Source organism: Kitasatospora indigofera, from assembly GCF_014655955.1.
In the GTDB taxonomy this organism is placed as follows: domain Bacteria; phylum Actinomycetota; class Actinomycetes; order Streptomycetales; family Streptomycetaceae; genus Kitasatospora; species Kitasatospora indigofera.
Genome location: NZ_BNBO01000025.1, coordinates 1 through 24,063, shown reverse-complemented (window position 1 = coordinate 24,063; position 24,063 = coordinate 1). Strand labels below are relative to the sequence as shown.

18 protein-coding genes are annotated in these 24,063 nt (G+C 74.2%); 9 read left to right on the top strand and 9 right to left on the bottom strand.

The window, feature by feature from the left end; translation table 11 throughout:
* Nucleotides 1-103: 103 nt before the first annotated feature.
* A complete protein-coding gene (locus IE329_RS21420; RefSeq protein WP_190212558.1) occupies nt 104-1,195 on the top strand; it encodes an NADH:flavin oxidoreductase/NADH oxidase in 1,092 nt (363 codons plus the stop codon).
* Here the strand turns inward: IE329_RS21420 and IE329_RS21415 are convergent.
* Together IE329_RS21415 and IE329_RS21410 are read right to left on the bottom strand one after the other, a co-directional pair.
* Entirely contained in the window at nt 1,171-1,593 is a 423-nt protein-coding gene (locus tag IE329_RS21415; RefSeq protein WP_190212557.1) for a hypothetical protein, read from the bottom strand. The two genes, IE329_RS21420 and IE329_RS21415, sit on opposite strands and share 25 nt — an antisense overlap.
* A 193-nt stretch (nt 1,594-1,786) precedes the next feature.
* Entirely contained in the window at nt 1,787-2,482 is a 696-nt protein-coding gene (locus IE329_RS21410) for a FadR/GntR family transcriptional regulator (RefSeq protein ID WP_190212556.1), read from the bottom strand.
* 286 nt (nt 2,483-2,768) lie between these two features.
* Between IE329_RS21410 and IE329_RS21405 the strand changes: the two genes are divergently transcribed.
* The 3 genes from IE329_RS21405 (at nt 2,769) to IE329_RS21395 (ending at nt 6,304) form a co-directional block, all read left to right on the top strand.
* Nucleotides 2,769-3,308: a gluconokinase gene (locus IE329_RS21405; protein ID WP_190212555.1), complete on the top strand. Its 540-nt coding sequence runs from the start codon at nt 2,769-2,771 to the stop codon at nt 3,306-3,308.
* Between the two features lie 2 nt (nt 3,309-3,310).
* Nucleotides 3,311-4,708 (top strand): GntP family permease, encoded by a 1,398-nt coding sequence (locus tag IE329_RS21400; protein ID WP_190212629.1) that lies wholly within the window; start codon nt 3,311-3,313, stop codon nt 4,706-4,708.
* Between the two features lie 261 nt (nt 4,709-4,969).
* Entirely contained in the window at nt 4,970-6,304 is a 1,335-nt protein-coding gene (locus IE329_RS21395) for an MFS transporter (RefSeq protein ID WP_190212554.1), read from the top strand.
* A 66-nt stretch (nt 6,305-6,370) separates the two neighbouring features.
* Here the strand turns inward: IE329_RS21395 and IE329_RS21390 are convergent, their stop codons facing one another.
* From IE329_RS21390 to mmuM, 5 genes are all read right to left on the bottom strand, one after another.
* Nucleotides 6,371-7,966, bottom strand: coding sequence for a glycerol-3-phosphate dehydrogenase/oxidase (locus IE329_RS21390; protein WP_190212553.1), 1,596 nt, complete (start codon nt 7,964-7,966; stop codon nt 6,371-6,373).
* A gap of 229 nt (nt 7,967-8,195) precedes the next feature.
* Entirely contained in the window at nt 8,196-9,731 is a 1,536-nt protein-coding gene (gene glpK, locus IE329_RS21385) for a glycerol kinase GlpK (RefSeq protein WP_190212552.1), read from the bottom strand.
* A gap of 106 nt (nt 9,732-9,837) precedes the next feature.
* A complete protein-coding gene (locus tag IE329_RS21380) occupies nt 9,838-10,557 on the bottom strand; it encodes an MIP/aquaporin family protein (RefSeq protein ID WP_190212551.1) in 720 nt (239 codons plus the stop codon).
* 682 nt (nt 10,558-11,239) lie between these two features.
* Entirely contained in the window at nt 11,240-12,004 is a 765-nt protein-coding gene (locus tag IE329_RS21375; RefSeq protein ID WP_190212550.1) for an IclR family transcriptional regulator, read from the bottom strand.
* Between the two features lie 292 nt (nt 12,005-12,296).
* Nucleotides 12,297-13,298, bottom strand: coding sequence for a homocysteine S-methyltransferase (gene mmuM, locus IE329_RS21370; protein ID WP_190212628.1), 1,002 nt, complete (start codon nt 13,296-13,298; stop codon nt 12,297-12,299).
* A gap of 363 nt (nt 13,299-13,661) precedes the next feature.
* On the opposite strand from mmuM, the gene IE329_RS21365 reads away from it, so the two are divergent.
* The 5 genes from IE329_RS21365 to IE329_RS21340 all read left to right on the top strand — a co-directional run bounded on the left by IE329_RS21365 (nt 13,662) and on the right by IE329_RS21340 (nt 21,051).
* On the top strand, nt 13,662-14,591 hold the full coding sequence (locus IE329_RS21365; protein ID WP_190212549.1) for an NUDIX hydrolase: 930 nt from the start codon (nt 13,662-13,664) through the stop codon (nt 14,589-14,591).
* Nucleotides 14,588-15,691, top strand: a complete 1,104-nt coding sequence (locus IE329_RS21360; RefSeq protein WP_190212548.1) for a serine/threonine-protein kinase — start codon at nt 14,588-14,590, stop codon at nt 15,689-15,691. The genes IE329_RS21365 and IE329_RS21360 overlap by 4 nt, the downstream gene beginning before the upstream one ends.
* 100 nt (nt 15,692-15,791) lie before the next feature.
* Nucleotides 15,792-16,784 (top strand): hypothetical protein, encoded by a 993-nt coding sequence (locus tag IE329_RS21355; RefSeq protein ID WP_190212547.1) that lies wholly within the window; start codon nt 15,792-15,794, stop codon nt 16,782-16,784.
* An 11-nt stretch (nt 16,785-16,795) separates the two neighbouring features.
* A complete protein-coding gene (locus IE329_RS40780) occupies nt 16,796-18,910 on the top strand; it encodes an adenylosuccinate synthetase (protein ID WP_229927628.1) in 2,115 nt (704 codons plus the stop codon).
* 122 nt (nt 18,911-19,032) lie between these two features.
* On the top strand, nt 19,033-21,051 hold the full coding sequence (locus IE329_RS21340; RefSeq protein ID WP_190212546.1) for an acetoacetate--CoA ligase: 2,019 nt from the start codon (nt 19,033-19,035) through the stop codon (nt 21,049-21,051).
* A gap of 155 nt (nt 21,052-21,206) precedes the next feature.
* Here the strand turns inward: IE329_RS21340 and ptsP are convergent, their stop codons facing one another.
* Together ptsP and IE329_RS21330 are read right to left on the bottom strand one after the other, a co-directional pair.
* Nucleotides 21,207-22,877, bottom strand: a complete 1,671-nt coding sequence (gene ptsP / locus IE329_RS21335; RefSeq protein WP_190212545.1) for a phosphoenolpyruvate--protein phosphotransferase — start codon at nt 22,875-22,877, stop codon at nt 21,207-21,209.
* Nucleotides 22,878-23,068: 191 nt separating this feature from the next.
* On the bottom strand, nt 23,069-23,518 hold the full coding sequence (locus IE329_RS21330) for a PTS sugar transporter subunit IIA (protein WP_190212544.1): 450 nt from the start codon (nt 23,516-23,518) through the stop codon (nt 23,069-23,071).
* Nucleotides 23,519-24,063: the final 545 nt, after the last annotated feature.

The following is a 24,063-nucleotide window of genomic DNA, read 5'->3' as shown; positions in this document are numbered from 1 at the left end:
ATCGTACGACGACTTTCGTAGTTCGACATTTCTCGTAGTACGGTGAATCTCGTACAACGATGCCCGGTGCCCGAGGCCGGCCGTTACGTCGAAGGAGTCGCCCGTGTCCGCCCTGTTCGAGCCGATCACCCTGCGTTCGCTCACCGTGCCCAACCGGGTCTGGATGGCTCCGATGTGCACCTATTCGGCACAGCCGGTCGGTCCGGAGGCCGGCGTGGCGACCGACTTCCACCTGACCCACCTCGCCTCCCGCGCCGCCGGCGGCGCCGGCCTGGTGATGGTCGAGGCGACGGCGATCAGCCCCGAGGGGCGGATCTCCCCCTACGACCTGGGCCTGTGGAACGAGCGCCAGCAGGAGAGCCTGGCCCGGATCGCCGCCCAGGTCGAGCAGTTCGGCGCCGTCCCGGCGATCCAGCTCGGCCACGCCGGCCGCAAGGCCAGCACCGACCGCCCCTGGCTCGGCGGCGCACCCGTCCCGGCGGGGGAGAACGGCTGGCAGCCGAGCGGCCCGTCCACCGTCCCCTTCGGCACCAACCCGCAGCCGCTGGAACTCACCGTCGAGGAGATCCAGGACATCGTCCGCGCCTTCGTGGCGGCCGCCGAGCGCGCGCTCGCGGCGGGTTTCAAGGTGGTCGAGATCCACGGCGCCCACGGCTACCTGATCCACGCCTTCCTGTCCCCGGTCGCCAACCACCGGACCGACGAGTACGGCGGCTCCTTCGCCAACCGCACCCGGTTCGCCCTGGAGGTGGCCACCGCCGTCCGCGCGGTCTGGCCCGAGGGCCTGCCGCTGTTCTTCCGGGTCTCGGCCACCGACTGGCTGGACGGCCAGGAGAGCTGGACGCCCGAGGACACCGTGCTGCTGGCCAAGCAGCTCAAGGACGTCGGCGTCGACCTGGTCGACGTCTCCACCGGCGGCACCGCGAAGGACGCCGTCATCCCGGTCGCCCCCGGCTTCCAGGTGCCGTTCGCCGAGCAGGTCCGCGCCGCCACCGGCCTCGCCACCGCCGCCGTCGGCCTGATCACCGAGCCGGAGCAGGCCGAGCGGATCGTCGTGGACGGTCAGGCGGACGCCGTCCTGCTCGGCCGCGAGCTGCTCCGCAACCCGTACTGGCCGCAGCAGGCCGCCCGGGAGCTGGGCGCCGAGCGCCGCTGGCCGGTGCAGTACGGCTACGCGGTGGGCAGCCGGGGCTGACGGCCGGGGCCGCCAGGCCCGGGCACGCCGCCGGACGCCCCGGTCTGCGGGTACGGGTACGGGCCGGGGTGTCCGGCGCGTACCGGGGGCGTGCGGGCCTGCGACTGAGCCGGGGGCAGCGCGGCGGGCCCGCGCCCGCCGGCCATCGGCGAGGCGGAATGCGGCCCGCGGGCCCGCTGTGCGGCGATCTGACGGGAGATCAGGATCTCCAGCAGGCACCAGGCGGTGCCGAACACCCCGAGCCCCATCGCCATCAGGGCCGGCGTCAGCGCCCCGCTGTGGGCGTAGGAGGCCAGCACCGCCACGATCAGGCCGACGAGCGTGCAGGCGAGACAGACCACGGCCCGGACGGCGGCGGAACGCACCTCGTCGGGCAGTCGGCGGCGCTTGGCGGACATCGGCGACCCCCGGGGCGGGAACAGGGCGGCGTGCGCGGGCGCACCCTGCGCCCGTACGCACCACCCTGCCCCGGCCGACCGGAAGTATGCGTCCGATTCCCCTGGTCTGTCAGGAATTCGGGTGATGTGCGGCTGATGCGCCCCTGCTGGGCCCCGCGACGCCGGCCCGGCCGCCGCGCCCGCCCCTGGCGGGTCAGGCCAGCTGCTTGTCGAGCTCGTCGAGCGCCCCGGTCACGATCGTCCGCATGGCCCGCTCCGCGCGCTCCGGGTCCCCGGCGCAGATCGCCTCCGCCACCTCGCGGTGCAGCCTGATCGCGTACGACTCCGGCTGATGCGGCATCAGATGATACTCCGTCCGCCCGGTCAGCACCGCGCCGACGGTGTCGCCCAGGTGCGCGAACATCTCGTTGCCGGAGGCCTTCAGGACGGTCGCGTGGAACGCGATGTCGTGCTGCAGGAACGTCTCCAGGTCCGCGGCCCGCGCGGTGACGGTCAGTTCGACGGCGAGGGCGCTGAGCGCGCGGCAGTCGTCGTCGGTGGCGTGGGTGGCCGCCAGGGCCGCCGCCGCGGGCTCCACCGCCACCCGCAGCGAGCCGAGCGAGCGCAGCTGCGCCGGGCGGTCCGCGCCGGCCAGCCGCCAGCGGATCACCAGCGGGTCGAAGACGTCCCAGTCCGACTTGGGCTGCACGGTGATGCCCACCCGCCGGCGCGACTCCACCATCCGCATCGACTCCAGGATCCGGACGGCCTCGCGGACCACCGTGCGGGACACCCCGAAGCGCTCCTCCAGCTCCTCGCCCCGGAGCACCGCGCCCTCCGGGATCTCACCGGAGGCGATGGCCGGTCCCAGATCGGCGAGGAGTCGGCCGGGCAGGCCCTGGATGTCCATCGGGCCAGCCTAGTCGCCGGTGCCGGTCCGGCTCCGTACCGCCCCGCTCGCCGTGCACCGATCCGGCCACCGCGGTGCGGGTGCGGGTGCGGGAGCAGGCCGGAGGCTCGCCGAACGGTCGAAGGCCGTCCTGCGCACCGCCGGGCATAAAAGTATGACGATTTGGTTTCCTCCCCTTGAATAGGTCATACCTTTGGGGAGATAGTTGCCAGCGACCGCAGGCCCTGGCCCCGCCCACAGGCATCCCCACAGGCATCAGTGGCCTGGCAGAGAAGGAGCACCACCCATGGCTCTCAGCGTCGAGAACCAGCCGCCCACCATCGTGGTGATGGGCGTCTCGGGCGTCGGCAAGACCACCGTCGCCCGCCTGCTGGCCGAGCGCCTCGCGCTTCCCTACGCCGAGGCGGACGACTTCCACCCGCCCGCCAACATCGCCAAGATGTCGGCCGGCACCCCCCTGGACGACCAGGACCGGGCCCCGTGGCTCCGCGCCCTGGGCGGCTGGCTCGGCGAACGCGCCGAGGCCGGCACCGGGGGAGTGGTGACCTGCTCGGCGCTGAAGCGGCACTACCGCGACATCCTGCGCGCGAGCTGCCCGGGTGCCTTCTTCCTGCACCTCAGCGGCGGGCACGAGCTGGTCGAGGACCGGCTCGCCCACCGCACCGGTCACTTCATGCCGGCGTCCCTGCTCGGATCCCAGTACGCCGCCCTGGAGCCCCTCCAGGGTGACGAGCGCGGCGCCGTGCTGGACGTCGGTCCTGCCCCCGAACAACTCGTCGAGATGGCCGTGGAGCTCCTGCGGCCTGTCAATGGAGACCTCGCGTGAGCCTGTCCCCCACTCTCCTCGCGGCCGCGCCGACGGCGCTCCCGCACACCAGCAGCGACGGCCGGCTGCTGCTGGCGGTGCTGCTCAGCATCGGCGCCATCGTGCTGCTGATCACCAAGCTGAAGCTGCACCCCTTCCTGGCCCTCACGATCGGCTCCGGCCTGCTCGCCGTGGTGGCCGGCGCCCCCTTCGACAAGCTGCTGACCAGCTTCTCCACCGGTTTCGGCGCCACCGTCGCCGGCGTCGGACTGCTGATCGGCCTGGGCGCGATGCTCGGCAAGCTGCTCGCGGACTCCGGCGGGGCGAACATCATCGCCGACACCGTCCTCGCGCGCACCGGCCGCAAGGCCCTGCCGTGGGCGATGGCGCTGATCGCGGCCGTGCTCGGCCTGCCGCTCTTCTTCGAGGTCGGCGTGGTGCTGCTGATCCCGATCGTGCTGCTGGTGGCCCGCCGCGGCAACCTGCCGCTGATGCGGGTGGGCATCCCGGCGCTGGCCGGCCTGTCGGTGCTGCACGGCCTGGTGCCGCCGCACCCGGGCCCGCTGGTGGCCGTCGACGCCCTGAAGGCGGACCTCGGCGTCACGCTGGCCCTCGGCCTGCTGATCGCCGTCCCCACCCTGATCGTCGCCGGCCCGCTGTTCGCCCGGGTCGCCGAGCGCTGGGTCGGGCCGTTGAGCGTCCCCGAGGCGATCGCCCCGGCCGCGACGGAGGAGAGCGAGAAGCGGGAGCACACCCCGAGCTTCGGCGCCGTCCTGGTGACGATCCTGCTCCCGGTCATCCTGATGCTCGGCAAGGCCCTGGTCGACGTGGTGATCGACGACCCCAAGGCGATGCCCCAGCGGGTCTTCGACTTCATCGGCTCGCCGCTGATCGCCCTGCTCGCCGCCGTCCTGCTCGGCATGCTGACGCTCGGCCGGGCGGCCGGCTTCAGCAAGGCCCGGATCTCGTCCACCGTCGAGAAGTCGCTCGGCCCGATCGCCGGCATCGTCTTCATCGTCGGCGCCGGCGGTGGTTTCAAGCAGACCCTGATCGACGTCGGGGTCGGCAACGCCGTCAGCGAGTGGTCGAGCAAGTGGCACATCTCGGCCCTGCTGCTCGGCTGGCTGATCGCCGTCCTGATCCGGCTGGCCACCGGCTCGGCCACCGTCGCCACCATCACGGCGGCCGGCATCGTGGCCCCGCTGGCGGCCGAGATGTCGACCACCCACGCCTCGCTGCTGGTGCTGGCCATCGGCGCCGGGTCGCTGTTCTTCTCGCACGTCAACGACGCCGGCTTCTGGCTGGTCAAGGAGTACTTCGGGATGAGCGTCGGCCAGACGCTGAAGTCCTGGTCGGTGATGGAGACCGTGATCTCGGTCGTCGCGATCGCGCTGATCATGCCGCTCAGCCTGGTGATCTAGCCGACCCGGTGAACCGCAGCCGGCGGGCCGTACGGCGCACGGCGCGAGGAGGGGCGGTACCCGGGGTCCGGGTGCCGCCCCTCCGCCGTTCCCGGCCGGGCGGCGTCCGCCGAACGGCCGTGCGGCCCGCCGGCCCGGGGACGGCCGTACGGTGCCCGGGGGACGGCCCGGCGGCGCGGGCCCGGACAAACTCGGGCGACAACGGGCGGTGGGATCCCTAGCATCGGGCTGCCTCCAGTCCCCGCTGCCGATCGGTTCACCATGAAGGCCCTGATCCCCGCGGTCCTGCGCGAGGAACCGCAGTTCGCCCGCCTGTTCGCCGGTCAGTCGCTGTCCGTGCTGGGGGACCGGGTGTCCTTCGTCGCCGTGCCCTTCGCGGTACTGGCGGTCGGCGGCTCCGCCTCCGACGTCGGCCTGGTGGCGGCCGCGGGGCTCGTTCCCATGCTGGTCTTCACCCTGGTCGGCGGGGTCTGGGCGGACCGCTTCCGCCGCCACCGGATCATGCTCGCCTCCGACCTGGCGCGGTTCGTGGTGCAGGGCGCGGCGGCCGGGCTGCTGCTCGCCGGGCTCGCCGGGGTGCCGGAACTGGCCCTGCTGATGCTGCTGTTCGGCACGGCGGACGCCTTCTTCATGCCGGCCTCCACCGGGCTGCTCCCGCTGGTGGTGGCACCCGAGCGGCTGCGCGAGGCCAACGCGCTGCGCGGACTCGTGCAGTCCGCGGGCCTGGTGGTGGGGCCGGCCGTGGCCGGCCTCCTGGTGGCGCTGGCCGGCCCGGGCGGGGCGCTGGCCTTCGACGCCCTGACCTTCGCGGCCAGTGCGGCCTTCCTGCTGCGGCTGCGGCCGCGGGAGAAGGCGGTGACCGGCGGCGCGGGCGGCACCTTCCTCGGCGAACTGCGGGCCGGCTGGGCGCAGGTGCGGTCGCGGACCTGGGTCTGGTCCGGGATGGCGGCGATGGCGGTGTACCACGTGGTGGTCCTGCCCTCGGTGTTCGTCCTCGGGCCGGTCATCGCCGACCGCGAGTGGGGCGGCGCCGCGAGCTGGTCCCTGGTGACGGCGGCGTTCGGCGTCGGCGCCGTCGCGGGCGACGTCTGCGCGTACCGCCTGAAACCGGCCCGCCCGATGGCGCTGGCGGCCGCCGCCCTGGCGGTGGCCTCCTGCCAGGCGCTGATCATCGGCTCCGGCGGCCCGGTCGTCCTGATCGCCGCCCTCGAAGCGGTCACCGGTGTGGGCGTGTCCCTCTTCTTCGTCCTCTGGGAGACCTCGCTGCAGACGCACGTCCCGGAGGACTCCCTCTCCCGGGTCAGCTCCTACGACCACCTGCTGTCGGCCGGTCTGATGCCGCTCGGCCTCGTCCTGGCCGGCCCGGTCTCCGCCGCCCTCGGGCTCCGGCCCACCCTGTTCGCGATGACGGTGCTCGGTGTCCCCGCCGCCCTCGCACTGCTCTGCCTCCCGTCCGTCCGGCAGCTCCCGGCGGACCGCCCGGTCGCCGACGGGTCCGGCCCCCCGCCCGCCGACGTCCCCCCGCCCGCCGACGTCCGCCGGCCCGGCCTCGCCGACGACCCGGCCCACGACCGGGGTCTGGACGTGCCGGCCTGACGTGCCGGCCGGGAGCGCGAAGGGCGGGCACCCCCTTCCCCGGGGTGCCCGCCCTGTCCGGCGCCGCTACTTCTCGCCGCGCTTCGCCAGGAAGGCCTCGACCTCCTGCTCGATCTCCGGCGTGGCCAGCCCGCGCACGGTCATCGTGGTGCGGCGGCGCAGCACGTCGTCCGTGGTGTACGCCCACTCGTTGTCGGCGGCGTAGGCGACCTGGGCCCAGACGTCCGGGCCGTCCGGGTGGATCGGCCGGCCCAGCTCGGGGTTCTCGTCGATCATGCGGGCGATGTCGAAGGAGAGCGTGCCGTAGTGGCTCGCCAGGTGCTTGGCGACCAGCGGCTCCATCCGGGAGCCGGGCTCACGGTCGATCAGCAGGCGGTGCGCCACCGCGTTCGGGGCGCCGACGCCCGGGAGCGGCACGGTGTTGGCGATCGGCGACATGTCCTCGCCGAGGGTGGTGCCGGGGACGTGCGCGAGCTTCTCCAGCACGGTCCGGCCGATGTGCCGGTAGGTGGTCCACTTGCCGCCGGCCACCGAGAGCATGCCGCCCCGGCCCTCGGTCACCACGGTCTCGCGCTTGGCGGCGGAGGTGTCGCCGGGGCCGCCGGGGAGGACCCGCAGGCCGGCGAAGGCGTAGGTGATCAGGTCACGGTCGATGTGCTCGTCGCGGATCGCGTGGCCGGCCTCGCCCATGATCTGGTCGATGTCGGCCTCGGTGGCGCGGACGTCCTGCGGGTCGCCGGTGTACTCCTCGTCGGTGGTGCCGAGCAGGACGTGGTCCTCCCACGGGATGGCGAAGGAGACGCGGTACTTGTCGATCGGGATGGTCAGCGCGGCGCGCCACGGGGAGCGGCGCTTGACCACCACGTGCGCGCCCTTGGAGAGCCGGATGCTGGGCGCGGCGCCCGCGTCCTCCATCTTGCGCAGGTGGTCGACCCAGGGGCCGGTGGCGTTGAGCACCAGGCGGGCGCTGACGCCGAACTCGGTGCCGTCCAGCCGGTCCTTGAGCTCCGCGCCGGTGACCCGGCTGCCGGTGAAGCGCAGGCCGGTGACCTCGGCGTGGTTGAGCACCACGGCACCGGCGTCGACGGCCGCGCGGACGGTCATCACGGCGACCCGCGAGTCGTTCATCTGGTGGTCGCCGTAGACGGCGACCGAGCGCAGGCCCTCGGTGCGCAGGGCGGGCACCTGCTGGGCGGCGTGCGCGGCGGTGGAGACCCGGCCCATGCCGTCGCGGAACGCGGACAGCGCGGAGTACAGGAAGACGCCGGCGCCGAGCTTGGTGGCGCCGTGCGGGCCGCCCTTGTAGACGGGGACGAAGAAGGTCAGCGGGTTGACCAGGTGCGGGGCCACGTCGGTGGCGAGGACCCGGCGCTCCTTGTGGTTCTCGGCGACGAGCTTGACCGCGCCGGTCTGCAGGTATCGCAGGCCGCCGTGGACCAGCTTGGAGGAGGCACTGGAGGTGGCGCCGGCGAAGTCGCCGGCGTCGACCATGGCGACCTTGAGGCCGGCCTGGGAGGCGGTCCACGCCACGGCGGTGCCGAGGATGCCGCCCCCGATCACCAGCAGGTCGTAGGTGGCCTTGCCCAGCAGCTCGCGGGTCTCGGCGCGGGAGGCGGTGTGGCCGGCGGTGCGCTCGGCACCCAGGGTCGGGATGGTTGCCATGGTGTTGTTTACGGCGTCCGGTGCGGGCGGCGCGCCGTTTCTCCTCTCGGTGTGCGGTCCGGCCTCGCGGGGGAGGCCGGGTGGGCCCTGGTCGTGGCCCGGGAACAGCGGGGCCGGTCGTGGCCCGATGGTGCCGTGGGCCGGTCGCGGCCCGCTGGTGCGGAGCCGGTGGTGGCCCGGGGAACGCGAGGTGCCGGTCGGGGCCGGTGCGGCCCCGACCGGCCTCCGGTCAGCTCTGCTCTTCCTCCTCCACCCAGCCCATGGTGCGCTCGACGGCCTTGAGCCACTTCTTGTACTCGCGGTCCCGGGTGGCCTCGTCCATCCGGGGAGTCCACTCGGCGGCGCGGTGCCAGTTGGCCCGCAGGGTGTCCAGGTCGGGCCAGAAGCCGACCGCGAGGCCGGCCGCGTAGGCGGCGCCCAGCGCGGTGGTCTCGGCCACGTAGGGGCGCTCCACCGGGGCGTCCAGGACGTCGGCGATGTTCTGCATGAGCAGGTTGTTGGAGGTCATCCCGCCGTCGACCTTGAGGGCCGTCAGCTCGACGCCGGAGTCCTTCTGCATGGCGTCGACGACCTCGCGGGTCTGCCAGGCGGTGGCCTCCAGGACGGCGCGGGCCAGGTGGCCCTTGGTGACGTACCGGGTGAGGCCGGCGATCACACCGCGGGCGTCGGAGCGCCAGTACGGGGCGAACAGGCCGGAGAAGGCCGGCACGAAGTAGGCGCCGCCGTTGTCCTCGACGGTGTTGGCCAGGGTCTCGATCTCGGCGGCGGTCGAGATGATCCCGAGTTGGTCCCGCAGCCACTGCACCAGCGAACCGGTGACGGCGATCGAGCCTTCCAGGGCGTAGACCGGGGCCTGGTCGCCGATCCGGTAGCCGACCGTGGTCAGCAGGCCGTGGTAGGAGTTGACGATCTTCTCGCCGGTGTTCAGCAGCAGGAAGGTGCCGGTGCCGTAGGTGCTCTTGGCCTCGCCCTCGTCGAAGCAGGTCTGGCCGAACAGGGCCGCCTGCTGGTCGCCGAGCGCGGAGGCGACGGGCACGCCCTCCAGGTCGCCGACGGCGGTGCCGTACACCTCGGCGGAGGAGCGGATCTCCGGCAGGACGGTGAGCGGCACGCCCATCGACTCGGCGATCTTCTCGTCCCACTCCAGGGTGGCGAGGTTCATCAGCATGGTGCGCGAGGCGTTGGTGACGTCGGTGATGTGGTGGCCGCCGTCGACGCCGCCGGTGAGGTTCCAGATCACCCAGGTGTCCATGGTGCCGAACAGGATGTCGCCGGCCTCGGCGCGCTCGCGCAGGCCCTCGACGTTGTCCAGCAGCCAGCGGATCTTCGGGCCGGCGAAGTAGCTGGCCAGCGGGAGGCCGGTCTCGCGGCGGAAGCGGTCCTGGCCGACGTTGCGGCCGAGCTCGCGGCAGAGCGCCTCGGTGCGGGTGTCCTGCCAGACCAGCGCGTTGTGGACGGGCTCGCCGGTGTTCTTGTCCCAGAGGACGGTGGTCTCGCGCTGGTTGGTGATGCCGATCGCGCGGATGTCGTCCTTGGTCAGGCCGGCCTTCTCCAGAGCGCCGCGGACCACGGACTGGACGCGGGTCCAGATCTCGGCGGCGTCGTGCTCGACCCAGCCCGGCTGGGGGAAGATCTGCCGGTGCTCCTGCTGGTCGACGGCGACGATGCGGCCGTCCGCGCCGAAGATGATGCACCGGCTGGAGGTGGTGCCCTGGTCGATCGCGGCGATGTAGCTGCCGGTGGTGGAGACGGGAGCTGTGGTCATGTCTGGGGCCTCGGCTCTGAGGAGGGGATTGGGGGTCGGGGCTACCGGTTTGCCTGACGCTGTCTCAGTCCCCGGGGGGACGCGGCAGGCAAACCAGCTGGGTGGATCAGAACGCGACGTTGAAGAGCACGCCGGCCAGCAGGCCGCCGATGGCGGGACCGGCGACCGGAATCCAGGCGTAGCCCCAGTCGGAGCCGCCCTTGTTCGGGATCGGCAGCAGCGAGTGCACGATGCGCGGGCCGAGGTCGCGGACCGGGTTGATGGCGTAGCCGGTCGGGCCGCCGAGCGAGAGGCCGATGCCGACGACGGTGAAGGCGACGATCAGGATGCCGACGCCGGACATGCCGAGATCCTTGTTGAGGCCCTGGGTGAGGATCGCCAGGCAGAGCACCATGGTGCCGATGATCTCGGTGAGCAGGTTCTGGATCGGGTTCCGGATCTCGGGACCGGTCGAGAAGATGCCCAGGGTCGGCTCCTCGTTGGCCTGGAACTGGCCGAGGTAGGTGGCCCAGACCAGGACGGCGCCGATCATCGCGCCGAGCAGCTGGGAGCCGAGGTAGACCGGGACCTTGCTCCAGTCGCCGGTGTCGACGGCGATGGCGAGGGTGACGGCCGGGTTCAGGTGCGCACCGGACTTCGAGGCGGACATGTACGCGGCGATCATCACCGCGAAGCCCCAGCCGAAGGTGATCGCGAGCCAGCCGGCGTTGAGGGCCTTCGACTTCTTGAGCGTGACGGCGGCGCAGACGCCACCGCCGAGGAGTATCAGGGCGGCGGTGCCGAGGGTTTCGCCGACGAAGATGTCGCCGTTGGAGAACGCGGACACAAAGACTCCTTTGTCCGTAAGGCCCGGAGCAGGTGGGGGAGGGGCACGGTGGTGGGTCACCGTGTGCGGCCGCTTCCCCGTCCCGAGGTCGCGGCCTGACGATGGCGACCGTTTGGCTGCGGCCACCGTTCGACAATGTCGACCGTCATGCGGAAGCTTCCCTCCCTGCTCGGGTTCGCGTCAAGGCAGGTGACACACCTGTGACCCAGGACTCTCGGTGATCAGGAACCTTCGGCGAAGCTAACACTCAAATGGCGCAAAAACCTGACAAAACGCCAGGCTGCGAGCCGGTCGAGGCCCGCCCGTGTGACGGGAGCGTGTCCACGGGGCGCAGGTGCGCGAGGGGCTCGGCGGGGTGCGGGACGCCGTCGTGGAGCTGCTGCCGCGGGCCCGCCGTCGCGGGGCCGCTGCCGGACGCCGGGGCAGGCCGCCACCGCGGCGGACGGGGCCGGCCGGAGTGGGAGGGCGTACGGGGGCCTGCGCGCGCCTGTGCGGGCCCGCGGGCCGGTGCGGGCGCCTACGGGGCCGTGCGGGCGGGGCGGGGCCCGCGGGGGCCCGCCGAAGCCGGAGGGCCCGGCCCCGGCGGTGCCGGAGCCGGGCCCTGGGTGCTCGTCGTGCTCGGTGCTGCGGTGCGCTGTGCCGAGGCCTCCGGCGCCGGGGTGCCCGTGCCGCGGTGCCCGGCTCAGAACCGCCCGGCGCCGAGGTCCCGGGAGATCGCCCGGGCAGCGCTGCGCACCGAGGCCACCAGCGAGGGCCGGACGAAGCCGTCCTCGCAGACCCGCTCCACCGGGCCGCTGATGCAGACCGCGCCGACCGGGTTGCGCCGCCGGTCCTGGATCAGCGCGCCGATCGAGGCCACGCCCTCCCAGGTCTCCTCGACCGCGTCCGCCCAGCCGCGCTCGCGGGTCAGGGCCGCCTCGGTGTCGACGTCGGCGAGGCCGGTGAGGGTGCGTGAGGTGTAGGACTCCAGCGGCTCCTCGCCCAGCTCGCCGCGCGCCACCGGGTCGTAGGCCAGCAGCACCTTGCCCAGCGCGGTGCTGTGCAGCGGCTGCATCGAGCCGACCTCCAGCACCTGGCGGGTGTCGTCCGGGCGGAAGACGTGATGCACGATCAGCACGCCCCGCTGGTGCAGGACGCCGAGGTAGACCGTCTCGCCGGCCGCCCGGGCCAGGTCGTCGGCCCAGACCAGCGCGCGCGCCCGGAGCTCGTGGACGTCCAGGTAGCTCTGGCCCAGCCGCAGCAGCTCCGCGCCCAGTTGGTACTTCCCGCTCTCCGGGTCCTGCTCGACGAAGCCCTCCTGCTGGAGGGTGCGCAGGATGCCGTGCGCGGTGCCCTTGGCGAGGTCGAGGGCGGTCGCGACCTCCGAGAGTCCCAGGCGGCGTTCGCCGCCGGCCAGCAGGCGCATGATCGCGGCGGCCCGGGAGAGCGACTGGATCGGGCCGGGCATTCAGTACCTCCACGGACAGGCGGTCGACATTGTCGACCGCAGTGGTAACGGCAAGAGTCTGCCAGGCCGGAGCCGTGATGTGCACCTTCCCCGGCACCGATCACCTGCCGGGGGTGGCCCTCGGTCTCGCCCTCTCCCGGGGCCGGCCCGGTCCGGCGGGGCCTTCGGCGGCCGGATCCGGTCCGTCCCGGGGGCCGCCCGTGATCCTCGGCACGGTTCCCGCGGTGGCCGGGTCCGGCCCCTTCGGCGGGTCCGTACGGGCAGGGGCCGATCCCCCCGGTGGCGGCCGCCGCTACCCGCCCGTTACCCGCCACCCGATGGCGGCCGGCCCGGCGGGCGGCCGGCCGGCGCTGCGGGTGCCGGCGTCCGCCCCCGTGGCACGGGCCACCGCGTCCGCCAGTTCGGCGATCTCGCGCGGACCGACCCGGCAGCAACCGCCGAGCAGTCGCGCGCCGTCCGCCAGCCACCCGGCCACCCGTCCCCTCTCCTCTCCCTGCTCGCCCGCCGCGGCCCGGTCGCCGCCCGCGGCCCGGTCCTCGGCGGGCGCCCCGGACCGCCCGAAGGCGGGCTCCCCGCGCCAGTCGCGGGCGGCCGGGTCCCACCGCTCGCCGCTGTTCGGGTACACCACCACGGGCTTGCCGGTCACCCGCGCCGCCAGGGCGACCGCCGCGTCGGCGTCCGCCGGCGAGCAGCAGTTCACGCCCACCGCGACCACCTCCTCGGCGTCGGCCGCCAACGCGAAGGCATCCGCCAGCGGCTGCCCGGCCCTGGTCCGGCCGCCCTCGACGCTGTAGGAGAGCCAGGCCGGCAGGCCGAGCCCCCGCACCGCCCGCAGCAGCGCCGCGGCCTCGTCGGTGTCCGGGACGGTCTCCAGCGCCAGCACGTCCGGGCCGGCCCCGGCCAGCACCTCCAGCCTGGGCCGGTGGAACGCCTCCAGTTCGGCCACGCTCAGCCCGTACCGGCCCCGGTACTCCGAGCCGTCCGCCAGGACCGCGCCGTACGGGCCGACCGAGGCGGCCACCCAGCGCCGCCGGTCCGTCCCGGCCCGCCGCACCGCCTCGCGCGCCAGCTCCACGCTCAGCCGCAGCAGCCGTTCCGCCCCGGCCCGGTCGATGCCGCGCCGGGCGAAGCCCTCGAAGCTCGCCTGGTACCCGGCGGTGATCGCGACCTCCGCCCCGGCCGCGAAGTACGCCCGGTGCGCCCCGACGATCGCCTCCGGGTCGTCCGCGAGCAGCCGGGCCGACCAGAGCGCGTCCGACAGGTCGTGGCCGGCCGCGGCCAGTTGGTTGGACATCCCGCCGTCGAGCACCAGCGGACCGGCCGACAGCGCCCCGGCGAAGCCGGAGCGGCGGCCGGAGGGGTCGGCGGGGCCGGTGGGGTCGGTGGCCGGCACGGACGTCTCCTCGGGCTGACGGCTGACGGCGGGTGGGGGTGGCCGCCGCCGAGGGCCGATGTCCTTCACGGCCCAGTGTCGCGCGCCCGTCGCCGGGCCGGGGGCGTCCCTCGCGCCGTCCCTTGCGGCCCGCCGCAGAGGGCCGGCGAAATTCGCTGGCCGCTGTCAGCGCCGTGCGCTACGTTGTTCTCAGTCCGAGAATGACTCGGGGTGGAGGGGGCGGGCGGGGCCCGAGCGGCCCGCCCGGAGGGAGAGGAGCCGGCCATGCCCGCACCACAGCCGTACGACCAGGCGGCCGAGCAGGAGTGGCTCGCCTCCTACGACCCGCACGCCTACACCCCGGTCGCGGTCACCGTGGACGTGGTCGCCCTCACCCTGCGGCAGGGCAGCCTGCACGTCCTGCTGGTGGAGCGCGCCGCCCCGCCGTACCAGGGGTACTGGGCCCTGCCGGGCGGGTTCCTGCGCGCCGGGCAGGAGGGGCTCGCCGAGGCCGCCGCCCGCGAGCTGGCCGAGGAGACGGGCCTGCTCGGCACCGCCGACGCCGAGGCCGCCCTCTCCCGGGTGCACCTGGAGCAGCTCGGCAGCTACGGCGCCCCGGAGCGCGACCCGAGGATGCATGTCGTCTCGGTCGCCTACCTCGCCTTCGCCCCGGACCTGCCCGACCCGCAGGCCGGTACCGACGCGGCGGCCGCCGCCTGGCACCCGGTGTCCTCGCTCGACCTCCGGCCCGCGGCCGGTCAGCGGCCGGCCGGCGCGCCCGACGAAACCCACGGGGGTGGATTCGACGGGCACGCCGGCGGCGAGGTCCCGCCCGGCTCCGACGGCACCGCGCCGCCGGAGCCGGCCAGGCCCAGGACGGCCCTGGCCTTCGACCACGCCACGATCCTCGCCGACGGTCTGGACCGCGCCCGCGCCAAGATCGAGTACAGCCCGCTGGCGACGGCCTTCCTCCGGCACGACTTCACCATCCCGGAGCTGCGAGCCGTCTACGAGGCGGTCTGGGACGAGAAGCTCCACCCCGGCAACTTCCACCGCAAGGTGCTGTCCGTCCCGGGCTTCGTCGAGAGCACCGGCACCACCGCCGAGCGCGGCGGCAGCCGAGGCGGCCCGCGGGCCCGCAACTACCGCTCGGGGGACGCGGCCCTGCTGCACCCCGCCCTGCTGCGGCCCGCCCACGAGGACGAGATCCGGTGAGCGGCCCGCGCGCGGCCCGTCCGCCGGCCGGCGCGCGGACCTTCGCCGAGGCGCTCGCCGCGGTCGGGGCGGCCCGTGGCCCGGAGGACGTCTTCCCCGCCGAGCAGACGGCCGCGGCCCGCCGCTACCGCCGCCTGGCCCGGCTGCTCCACCCGGACACCGCGCCCGAGGCCCACCGCGACGAGGCGGGCGTGGCCTTCGCCGCCCTCGCCCTGCTCTGGCAACTGCACCAGGGCGGCGGGGCGCCCACCGCCGATCCCGTCCTGACCACCACCCGCCACCTGTACCGGCTGGGTCCCACCGTGGCCACCGGGGACATCGCCGTCCTGCGGGCCGCCCGCTGCGAGCCCAGGCCCGCCTACCGGGGCCCCTCGCTCGACGCCGTGCTCAAGATTCCCCGGGCCGCCGCCGACAACGACCTGCTGGAGCGCGAGGCCACCGCCCTCACCCGGCTCACCACCCACGGGGACGGCCGCCACCACGCCTACGCCCCCACCCTGCTGGAGAGCTTCCGCCACCACGACGAGGCCGACCCCGGCGCCGAGCCGCGCCGGGTCAACGCCCTGGTCCGGCTCGACGGCTTCCACCCGCTGACCGACGTCCACCACGCCCACCCCGAGGGGCTGGACCCGCGCGACGCCGCCTGGATCTGGCGCCGGCTGCTGGTCGCCCTCGGCTACGCCCACCGTGCCGGCGTCCGCCACGGCGCCGTGCTGCCCGAGCACGTGCTGATCCACCCGGCGCAGCACGGCCTGGTCCTGGTCGACTGGTGCTACGCCGGCACCGGCGAGCACAGCCCGGCCCCGGCCCTGGTCGAGCGCCACCGCGCCTGGTACCCGCCCGAGGTACCGGCCCGTCGGCCGGTCACCGAGGCCACCGACATCCACCTGGCGAGCCGCTGCGTGGAGCAGCTGATGGGGGAGCGGGCCCCCAAGGCGTTGTGCGCCTTCATCGCCGGCTGCACCCTCCCGGCCGAGGCCCGCCGCCCGCACGACGCCTGGCGGCTGCTGGCCGAGCTGGACGACGTGCTGGAGCGGCTGTACGGCCCCCGCACCTTCCGGCCGTTCCGTCTGCCACCGCGTCCGCCCACGCCCGGGTAGCCCGCCCGTCCGAGCACCCATTCGTCCGTCCCGGCCGGCCCGCCGCGCCACCGGCCCGCCGTACCGTCATCCGCCGCACCGCGATCCGAGGAGCACAGCCATGGGCAGTGGAAGCTGGTCCACCAACGTCTACGACGCCGCCGCGCACTACCGCGCCGCCACCGGCGCCGGAGCCTTCGACTACAGCGACCGCGCCACCCGCGGCGCCCGCGACACCTGGCAGGCCCATCCCTCGCTCGCCCCCAAGGGCCTGAGCGTCCGCGAGAGCCGGGACTCCGCCGAGCACCCCGCCTCGCTCCCCATCGCCGTCCTCTTCGACGTCACGGGCTCCATGCAGTCCGTCCCGCGCGTCCTGCAGACCAAGCTCCCCGAGCTCTTCGGCCTGCTGCTGCGCAAGGGGTACACCGAGCACCCGCAGATCCTCTTCGGCGCCGTCGGCGACGCCACCTGTGACCGGGTCCCGCTCCAGCTCGGCCAGTTCGAGTCCGACAACCGGATGGACGACGACCTGGGCAACATCCTGCTGGAGGGCGGTGGCGGCGGCCAGATGACCGAGTCGTACGAGCTCGCCATGTACGCCATGGCCCGGCACACCGCACTCGACAGCATCGAGCGCCGCGGCCGCCGGGGCTACCTCTTCCTGATCGGCGACGAGAAGCCCTACGGCAAGGTCAAGGCCCGCGAGGTACGGGAAGTGCTGGGTGACGAGATCACCGAGGACATCCCGATCACCACCGTCCTGGCCGAGTTGCGCCGCCTCTACGACGTCTACTTCATCCTCCCGGCCGGCACCGCCCACGCCGGCAGCGCCGACGTGCTGGGCACCTGGCGCAAGCTGCTCGGCCAGAACGTCATCGAGCTGGACGACCTCGGCGCCGTCTGCGAGACCATCGCCCTCACCGTCGGCCTCGGCGAGGAGGCCATCGACCTGGAGGAGGGCCTGGACGACCTCGCCGACATCGGCTCCGCCTCCGCGGCCAGCGTCGGACGGGCCCTCGGCGCCCTGGCCCGCCGCAGCACCGAGGCCGCCGTCCCCGGGGCGCCGCTGCTCGACGCGGGCGACCGCGCCGCCACCGGCACCAGCCGGCTCTGACGGCCGCCCGGATGACCCGCCACCCCTCGGCCGCCCACGACGGCCCCGACGGGCCCCGGCACGCCGAGGGGCCCCGGCCCGTCGACGGGACGACCCCCGACGCGCGCCGGCCCGTCGACGGGCGCCACCCGGCGCCCGGACACCGGCCGTCCGGCGCACCCGCCGCCATACCCTCCACCGTCGTACCCTCCGCCGCCGCACGTTCCGCCGGTGCACCCGCCAGGGCTTCCGCGGTCCCGCCCGAGCACGCCCTCGACCGGCAGGCCGAGCACGTGATCGTCTGCGACCTCGGCTTCGGGGACGCCGGCAAGGGCACCGTCGTCGACCGGCTCTGCCGGGGCCCCGTCGGCCCCGGCAGCCGGCCGGTGCACGCCGTGGTCCGCCACAACGGCGGAGCGCAGGCCGCCCACAACGTGGTCACCCGGGACGGCCGGCACCACACCTTCGCCCAGTTCGGCTCCGGCACCCTGGCCGGCGTCCCCACCCACCTCTCCCGCTTCATGCTGGTGGACCCGCTCGCCCTCGCCGCCGAGGCCGCCCACCTCGCGCACCTCGGCGTCCCCGACCCGCTGGCCCTGCTGACCGTCGACCGCCGGGCCCTGCTCACCACCCCGTACCACGCGGCCGCCAACCGGCTCCGCGAGCAACGCCGCGGCGAGGCCCGGCACGGCTCCTGCGGGCTCGGCATCGGCGAGACCGCCCGCTACGCCCTGCTGCACCCCGAGGACGCCCCGACCGCCGCCGACTGCACCAGCCCGGCCCTACTGCTCGCCAAACTCACCCGTCTGCGTGAACACCTCGCCGCCGAACTCGGCCTCACCCCGGCCGACCTTCCCGCCCCGCCGCCCGCCGACTGCCTGCCCGCCCTCCAGGCCTTCGCCGAACGCGTCCGGCAGACCGACGCCGCCCACCTCGGCCGCCTGCTGCGCACCGGCCCGGTCGTCTTCGAGGGCGCCCAGGGCGTCCTGCTCGACGAACGGCACGGCTTCCACCCCTACACCACCTGGTCCACCACCACCTTCGCCAACGCCGAGACCCTGCTCGCGGAGTCCGGCGCACCCGGCGCTGCGCTGCGCCTCGGCGTCCTGCGCAGCTACACCACCCGGCACGGCCCCGGCCCGCTCCCCACCGAGGACACCGCTCTCGACGTCCCCGAGCCGCACAACACCACCGGGAGCTGGCAGGGCGCCTTCCGCCTCGGCCACTTCGACGCCGTCGCCCACCGGTACGCGCTGACCGCCGCGGGCGGCGCCGACGCCCTCGCCCTCACCCACCTCGACGCCCCGGCCCGCCACCCCGGCCTGCGCCTGTCCGAGTCCTACCAGCTGGACGGCGCCCGCCTGACCGAACTCACCACCGGCCGGCCGGGCGGCCTCACCGCCCAGGCGCAGCTCACCGCCGCGCTGTTCCGGGCCCGCCCCGGCCCTCTCACCGACCCGGGGCCCGACCCCGACTCCTGGGCCGAGGCCATCGCCCACACCTTGCGGACGCCCGTCCTGATGGAGTCCTACGGCCCGACGGCCGATCACAAACTCCTCCGGGCGCTGCCCACCCCGGCCGCTACCATCCACTCCATGACCACTCACGAAGCCGCGGCCAAGGCGACGTTCGGGCCCCACTCCCACTGCCACTGGTGCGGGACGGCCTACCCGCCCGGCACGGTCGCCTGGCCCCGGACCTGCCCGGGCTGCGCCGAGATCAGCTACCGCAACCCGCTGCCCGTGGTGGTCACCCTGCTCCCCGTCAACCTCCCGGACGGCGACCGGCAACTGGTCGTCATCCGCCGCACCATCGAGCCCGGCTACGGCCGGCTCGCCTTCCCCGGCGGCTACATCGACTACGGCGAGAGCTGGCAGCAGGCCTGCGTCCGCGAGCTGCGCGAGGAGACCGGCATCGAGGCGAAGGCCTCCGACATCACCCTGGTGTCCACCGACTCCGACGCCTCCGGCGGCTTCCTCTGCCTCTTCGGACTGCTGCCCGCCCGCGATCTGGCGGAGCTCCCGCCCTCCGTGCCCACCGACGAGACCGAGGGCTGGGAGCTCGCCACCGCCGGTACCCAGCTCGCCTTCCCCTTCCACACCCGGGTCTCGAACTCCTGGTTCACCGGGGAGTACGCGCACCTCTGACCCGCCGGCCCGGCCCTGGCGCCGGCGACGATCACGTGGCAGGGTCTGCACCGTCAGTGCCACCCGGACGGGCCCTGCCACCAGCACTCCCGTCCCCATCCTTCGGCCGGGAGACCACCACCGTGAGCACCCCACCCCAGGACCAGCCGCTCTGGCGGCCCAACCCCGCAAGCGCCGCCGCCACCAAGATCGTCGCTTTCCAGAACTGGGCCGCCGAGCACCACGGCGCCCCCGCCGCCCCGCTCGCCCCCTGCACCGACGACGAGCAGGCGGCCGCCCGCTACGCGGCCTTGCACGCCTGGTCCACCGCGGACCTCGACCGCTTCTGGACGGCCGTCACCCAGTGGTTCGACGTCCGCTTCTCCGCCGCGCCCGACGCCGTCCTCGCCGACCCGGCGATGCCCGGCGCCCGCTGGTTCCCCGGCGCCCGCCTGAACTACGCCGAGCACGCCCTCCGCTTCGGCGAGGAGCCGGCCAACGCCGACAAGCCGGCCGTCCTCCACCTGGACGAGACCGCCGAGCGCCCGCTCACCGTCACCTGGTCGGAGCTGCGCCGCCAGGTCGGTTCGCTGGCCGCGGCGCTCCGCGCCCGGGGCGTCGGCCCCGGCGACCGGGTCGGCGCCTACCTGCCCAACATCCCGCAGGCCGTGGTGGCCCTCCTGGCCACCGCCGCGGTCGGCGCGGTCTGGACGTCCTGCGCGCCGGACTTCGGCGCCCGCAGCGTGCTGGACCGCCTCCAGCAGATCGAGCCGGTCGTCCTGTTCGCCGTCGACGGCTGCCACTACGGCGGCAAGGACCACGACCGGACGGACGTCGTCGCCGAGCTGCGCCGGGAGCTCCCGACCCTGCGCGCGGTCGTGCACGTCCCGCTGCTCGGCGGGCCGGCCCCCGAGGGCGCCCTGCACTGGGACGACCTGGTCGCCGCCGACGTCGAGCCGGTCTTCGAGCAGGTCCCGTTCGACCACCCGCTCTGGGTGCTCTACTCCTCCGGCACCACGGGCCTGCCGAAGGCCATCGTCCAGAGCCAGGGCGGCATCCTGGTCGAACACCTCAAGCAGGCCGCGCTGCACCTCGACCTGGGGCCGGAGGACCGCTTCCTCTGGTACACCTCCACCGGCTGGATGATGTGGAACTTCCTGGTCGCCGGCCTGCTGGTGGGTTCCACCGTCGTCACCTACGACGGCAGCCCCGGCCACCCCGACACCGGCGCGTTCTGGTCGGTCGCCGCCCGCACCCGGGCCACCGTCCTCGGCACCTCCGCCGCGTACGTGATGGCCGGCCGCAAGGCCGAGCTGCACCCGGGCCGCGACCTCGACCTGTCCGCCGTCCGCTGCATCGGCACCACCGGCTCGCCGCTCCCGCCGGACGGCTTCCGCTGGATCTACCAGGAGGTGAAGGAGGACGTCTGGCTCGCCTCGGTCAGCGGTGGCACGGACGTCTGCAGCTGCTTCGTCGGCGGCGTCCCCACCCTCCCGGTCCACCTCGGCGAGATCCAGGCGCCCTGTCTGGGCGCGGCCGTCGAGTCCTGGGACGTCCAGGGCCGCCCGCTGACCGACGCCGTGGGCGAGCTGGTCGTCACCAAGCCGCTGCCGTCCATGCCCACCGGGTTCTGGAACGACCCGGACGGCGAGCGCTACCGGGACAGCTACTTCGACATGTTCCCGGGCACCTGGCGGCACGGGGACTGGATCACCGTCACCGGGCGCGGCACCGTGGTCATCCACGGCCGGTCGGACTCCACGCTCAACCGCCAGGGCGTCCGGATGGGCTCCTCCGACATCTACGAGGTGGTCGAGCGCCTCCCCGAGATCGCCGAGTCACTGGTCATCGGCCTGGAGGAGCCGGACGGCGGCTACTGGATGCCGCTCTTCGTGGTCCTCGCGCCGGGCGCCGCCCTGGACGACGAGCTGCGCGGCCGGATCCGCAGCTCGCTGCGCGAACAGCTCTCCCCGCGCCACGTCCCGGACGAGGTCATCGCCGTCACCGGCCTGCCGCACACCCTCACCGGCAAGCGGATCGAGGTCCCGGTGAAGCGCCTGCTCTCCGGCACCCCGCTGGAGCGCGCCGTCAACCCCGGCTCGGTCGACAACCTGGAGCACCTGCGCTTCTTCGAGCAGCTCGGCCAGGACCGCCGCGCCTGAGCGTCCGGACGCCCGACCGGGTGACACCGGCGTCCTGCCGGGGCAGGCGCACAGGTACGGCCGGGGACCGGCGCACATGCACGGAGGGGCGCCGCCACCGTTGCCCGGTGGCGGCGCCCCTCCCTGTTCCCTGCTGCTTCTGCCCCTGGGCCGGGCTACTCGCCGGACAGCACCTGGTGCGCGGCGGCCCGCGCCTCCTCGGCGGTGTCGGTCGCCCGGGCCGCCTCGGCGGCCCGCTTGCACTGCGCCAGCGTGTACTTGGCCAGCGCCGTCCGCACGTAGGGGATGGACGCCGCGCCCATCGACAGGCTGGTGACGCCCAGCCCGGTGAGCACGCAGGCGAGCATCGGATCGGCTGCCGCCTCACCGCAGACGCCGCAGCTCTTGCCGGCGGCCTTCGCCGCGTCCGCGGAGAACGCGATCAGGTCCAGCAGGGCCGGCTGCCACGGGTCCTGCAGCCGGGCGAGCGCCCCGACCTGCCGGTCCGCCGCGAAGGTGTACTGCGCCAGGTCGTTCGTCCCCAGCGACAGGAACTCCACCTCGTGCAGGATCGAGCGCGCCCGCAGGGCGGCCGACGGGATCTCCACCATCGCCCCGAACTTCGCCTGCAGCCCCGCCTCGCGACACGCGTCCGCGAAGGCCTTGGCGTCCACCCGGTCGGCCACCATCGGGGCCATCACCTCCAGGTGGACGGGCAGGCCCTCGGCCGCCTTGGCGAGCGCCCGCAGCTGGGTCTGCATGACCTCGGGGTTCTCCAGCAGCGTCCGCAGACCGCGCACGCCCAGCGCCGGGTTCGGCTCGTCGGCCGGCGTCAGGAAGTCCAGCGGCTTGTCGGCCCCCGCGTCCAGGGCCCGGACGACCACCCGGCCCTCCGGGAAGGCCTCCAGCACCTTCCGGTACGCCTCGATCTGCTTCTCCTCGGTCGGCGCCTTCGCCGAGTCGTCGAGGAAGAGGAACTCGGTCCGGAACAGGCCCACGCCCTCGGCGCCGTTCTCCAGCGCCGCCGGCAGGTCCGCCGGACCGCCCACGTTCGCCAGCAGCGGCACCCGGTGTCCGTCCGAGGTCTGCCCGGGCCCGGAGGAGGCGGACAGCGCGGCCTTGCGCTCGGCGGCCACCCGCCGCAGCTGGTCCTGCTTCTCCTGGGTCGGCTCCACCAGCACGTCACCGGTGCTGCCGTCGACGGCCACCACGACCCCCTCGGCGAGATCGGTCGCCCCCGGCAGCGCCACCACGGCCGGCACCCCCATCGCCCGCGCGAGGATCGCGCTGTGGCTGGTCGGCCCGCCCTCCTCGGTCACGAAGCCGAGCACCAGGGTCGGGTCGAGCAGCGCCGTGTCGGCCGGCGCGAGGTCCCGCGCGAACAGCACGTACGGCTCGTCGCTGTCCGGCACCCCGGGCATCGGCACGCCGAGCAGCCGCGCCACGATCCGGTTCCGTACGTCGTCCAGGTCCGCCACCCGGCCGGCCAGGTACTCACCCGCGGCGGCCAGCAGCGCCCGGTACGCCGCGAATGCGTCGTAGACACCGCGCTCGGCGCTGCTGCCCACGGTGATCCTGCGCCGGACGTCGGCCATCAGCTCCGGGTCCTGGGCCATCAGGGCCTGCGCCTCCAGTACCGCCTGCGCCTCACCGCCCGCCAGGTTGCCGCGGGCGATCAGGTCGGCGGCCACCGCGTCCACGGCCGCCTGCGCGCGGGCCTGCTCGCGCGGCGCGTCCTCGGTCGGGATCTGGGTGGCGGGGGGTTCGAGGACGGCCGTCCCCATGTGCCGCACCTGGCCGATGGCGACTCCGTGGCTGACACCCACGCCGCGCAGGGTCTGTTCCATGTCCAAATTCCTTTCACCCGGTCCAGTACGGACCGCTGCGCTCGGCCGGTCCTTCACCGCCGGGCAGGGCGTGTCCCTCATGAGTCAGTCCGGCGTCCGGCTCCCCGGACGCCCGGCAGCGCCGCCCCGTCCCGCCCTGGGCGGAGGGGACGGAGTAGCGCTGCCCGTGTCGTGCTCGGCCGCGGCCGTGCTCAGTTCCAGACGAAGAGGTCGCCACCCGTGGCGACCTCGCCGCTCTCGGCCACCGTGCTCAGCGCGTCGGCGGAAGCCTCCAGCGCGACGATCGGCGAGATCGGCGACTTGCCGGCCGCCTCGACGGCGGCCGGGTTCCACTTGATGACCGGCTGTCCGCGCCGCACCTGGTCACCCTTGCTCACCAGCAGCTCGAAGCCCTCGCCGTTCAGCTGGACGGTGTCGATGCCGAGGTGGGTCAGCACACCGTGCCCGTCGGCGTCCATCACGACGAACGCGTGCGGGTGCATGGAGACGACGAGGCCGTCCACCGGGGCGACCGCCTCGGTCGGCTCACGCACCGGGTCGATGGCGGTGCCAGGACCGACCATGGCGCCGGAGAAAACAGGGTCGGGCACGGCGGCGAGCCCGACGGCGCGGCCGGCCAGCGGCGACGTCACAGTGGTCATGGTGGAGCCTCCCAAATGCGCAGAACAGCGTGCGGCCGCCGCAGCGGCAGGACATCGACTGAAGCCTAAATCATGTCAACTTCGGACATCTCATGACATACCAGCACACGATCGGCGGACCCGGGATCCCGGCCTCCCCGCGATCACCACCACGGAGGGTGAGGCTCGGAGGGCGGTGGGAGACGGGCTCCGCGGCCGCAAGTGGTCTAGTCCTCTTGCTCGACGCGCCGCACTCTACGGCATTCGAGCGAGCCCGGACCATCGCTCTGAGCAGGGCCGAGTGCCTCCGGACTGAGCCACTCGGGTGACGCTCGGTGCGGCTCGATTAGGAGCTGGCCGTCCGAAGGGCTATCGTTGCTCAGGTCGCCGCGAGGTGATGGTGAACTTCAGGTTTCAGGCACGAAACACTCCGGTTAAAGCCGAGTAAACGAGTCTGCTAAGCTGAGAACACGAAAGAGCGAAACGCCCGGAGGGTTCACGAAAGTGACCTGAAGGAAGTGTCCGTTCCTTGAGAACTCAACAGCGTGCCAAAAGTCAACGCCAGA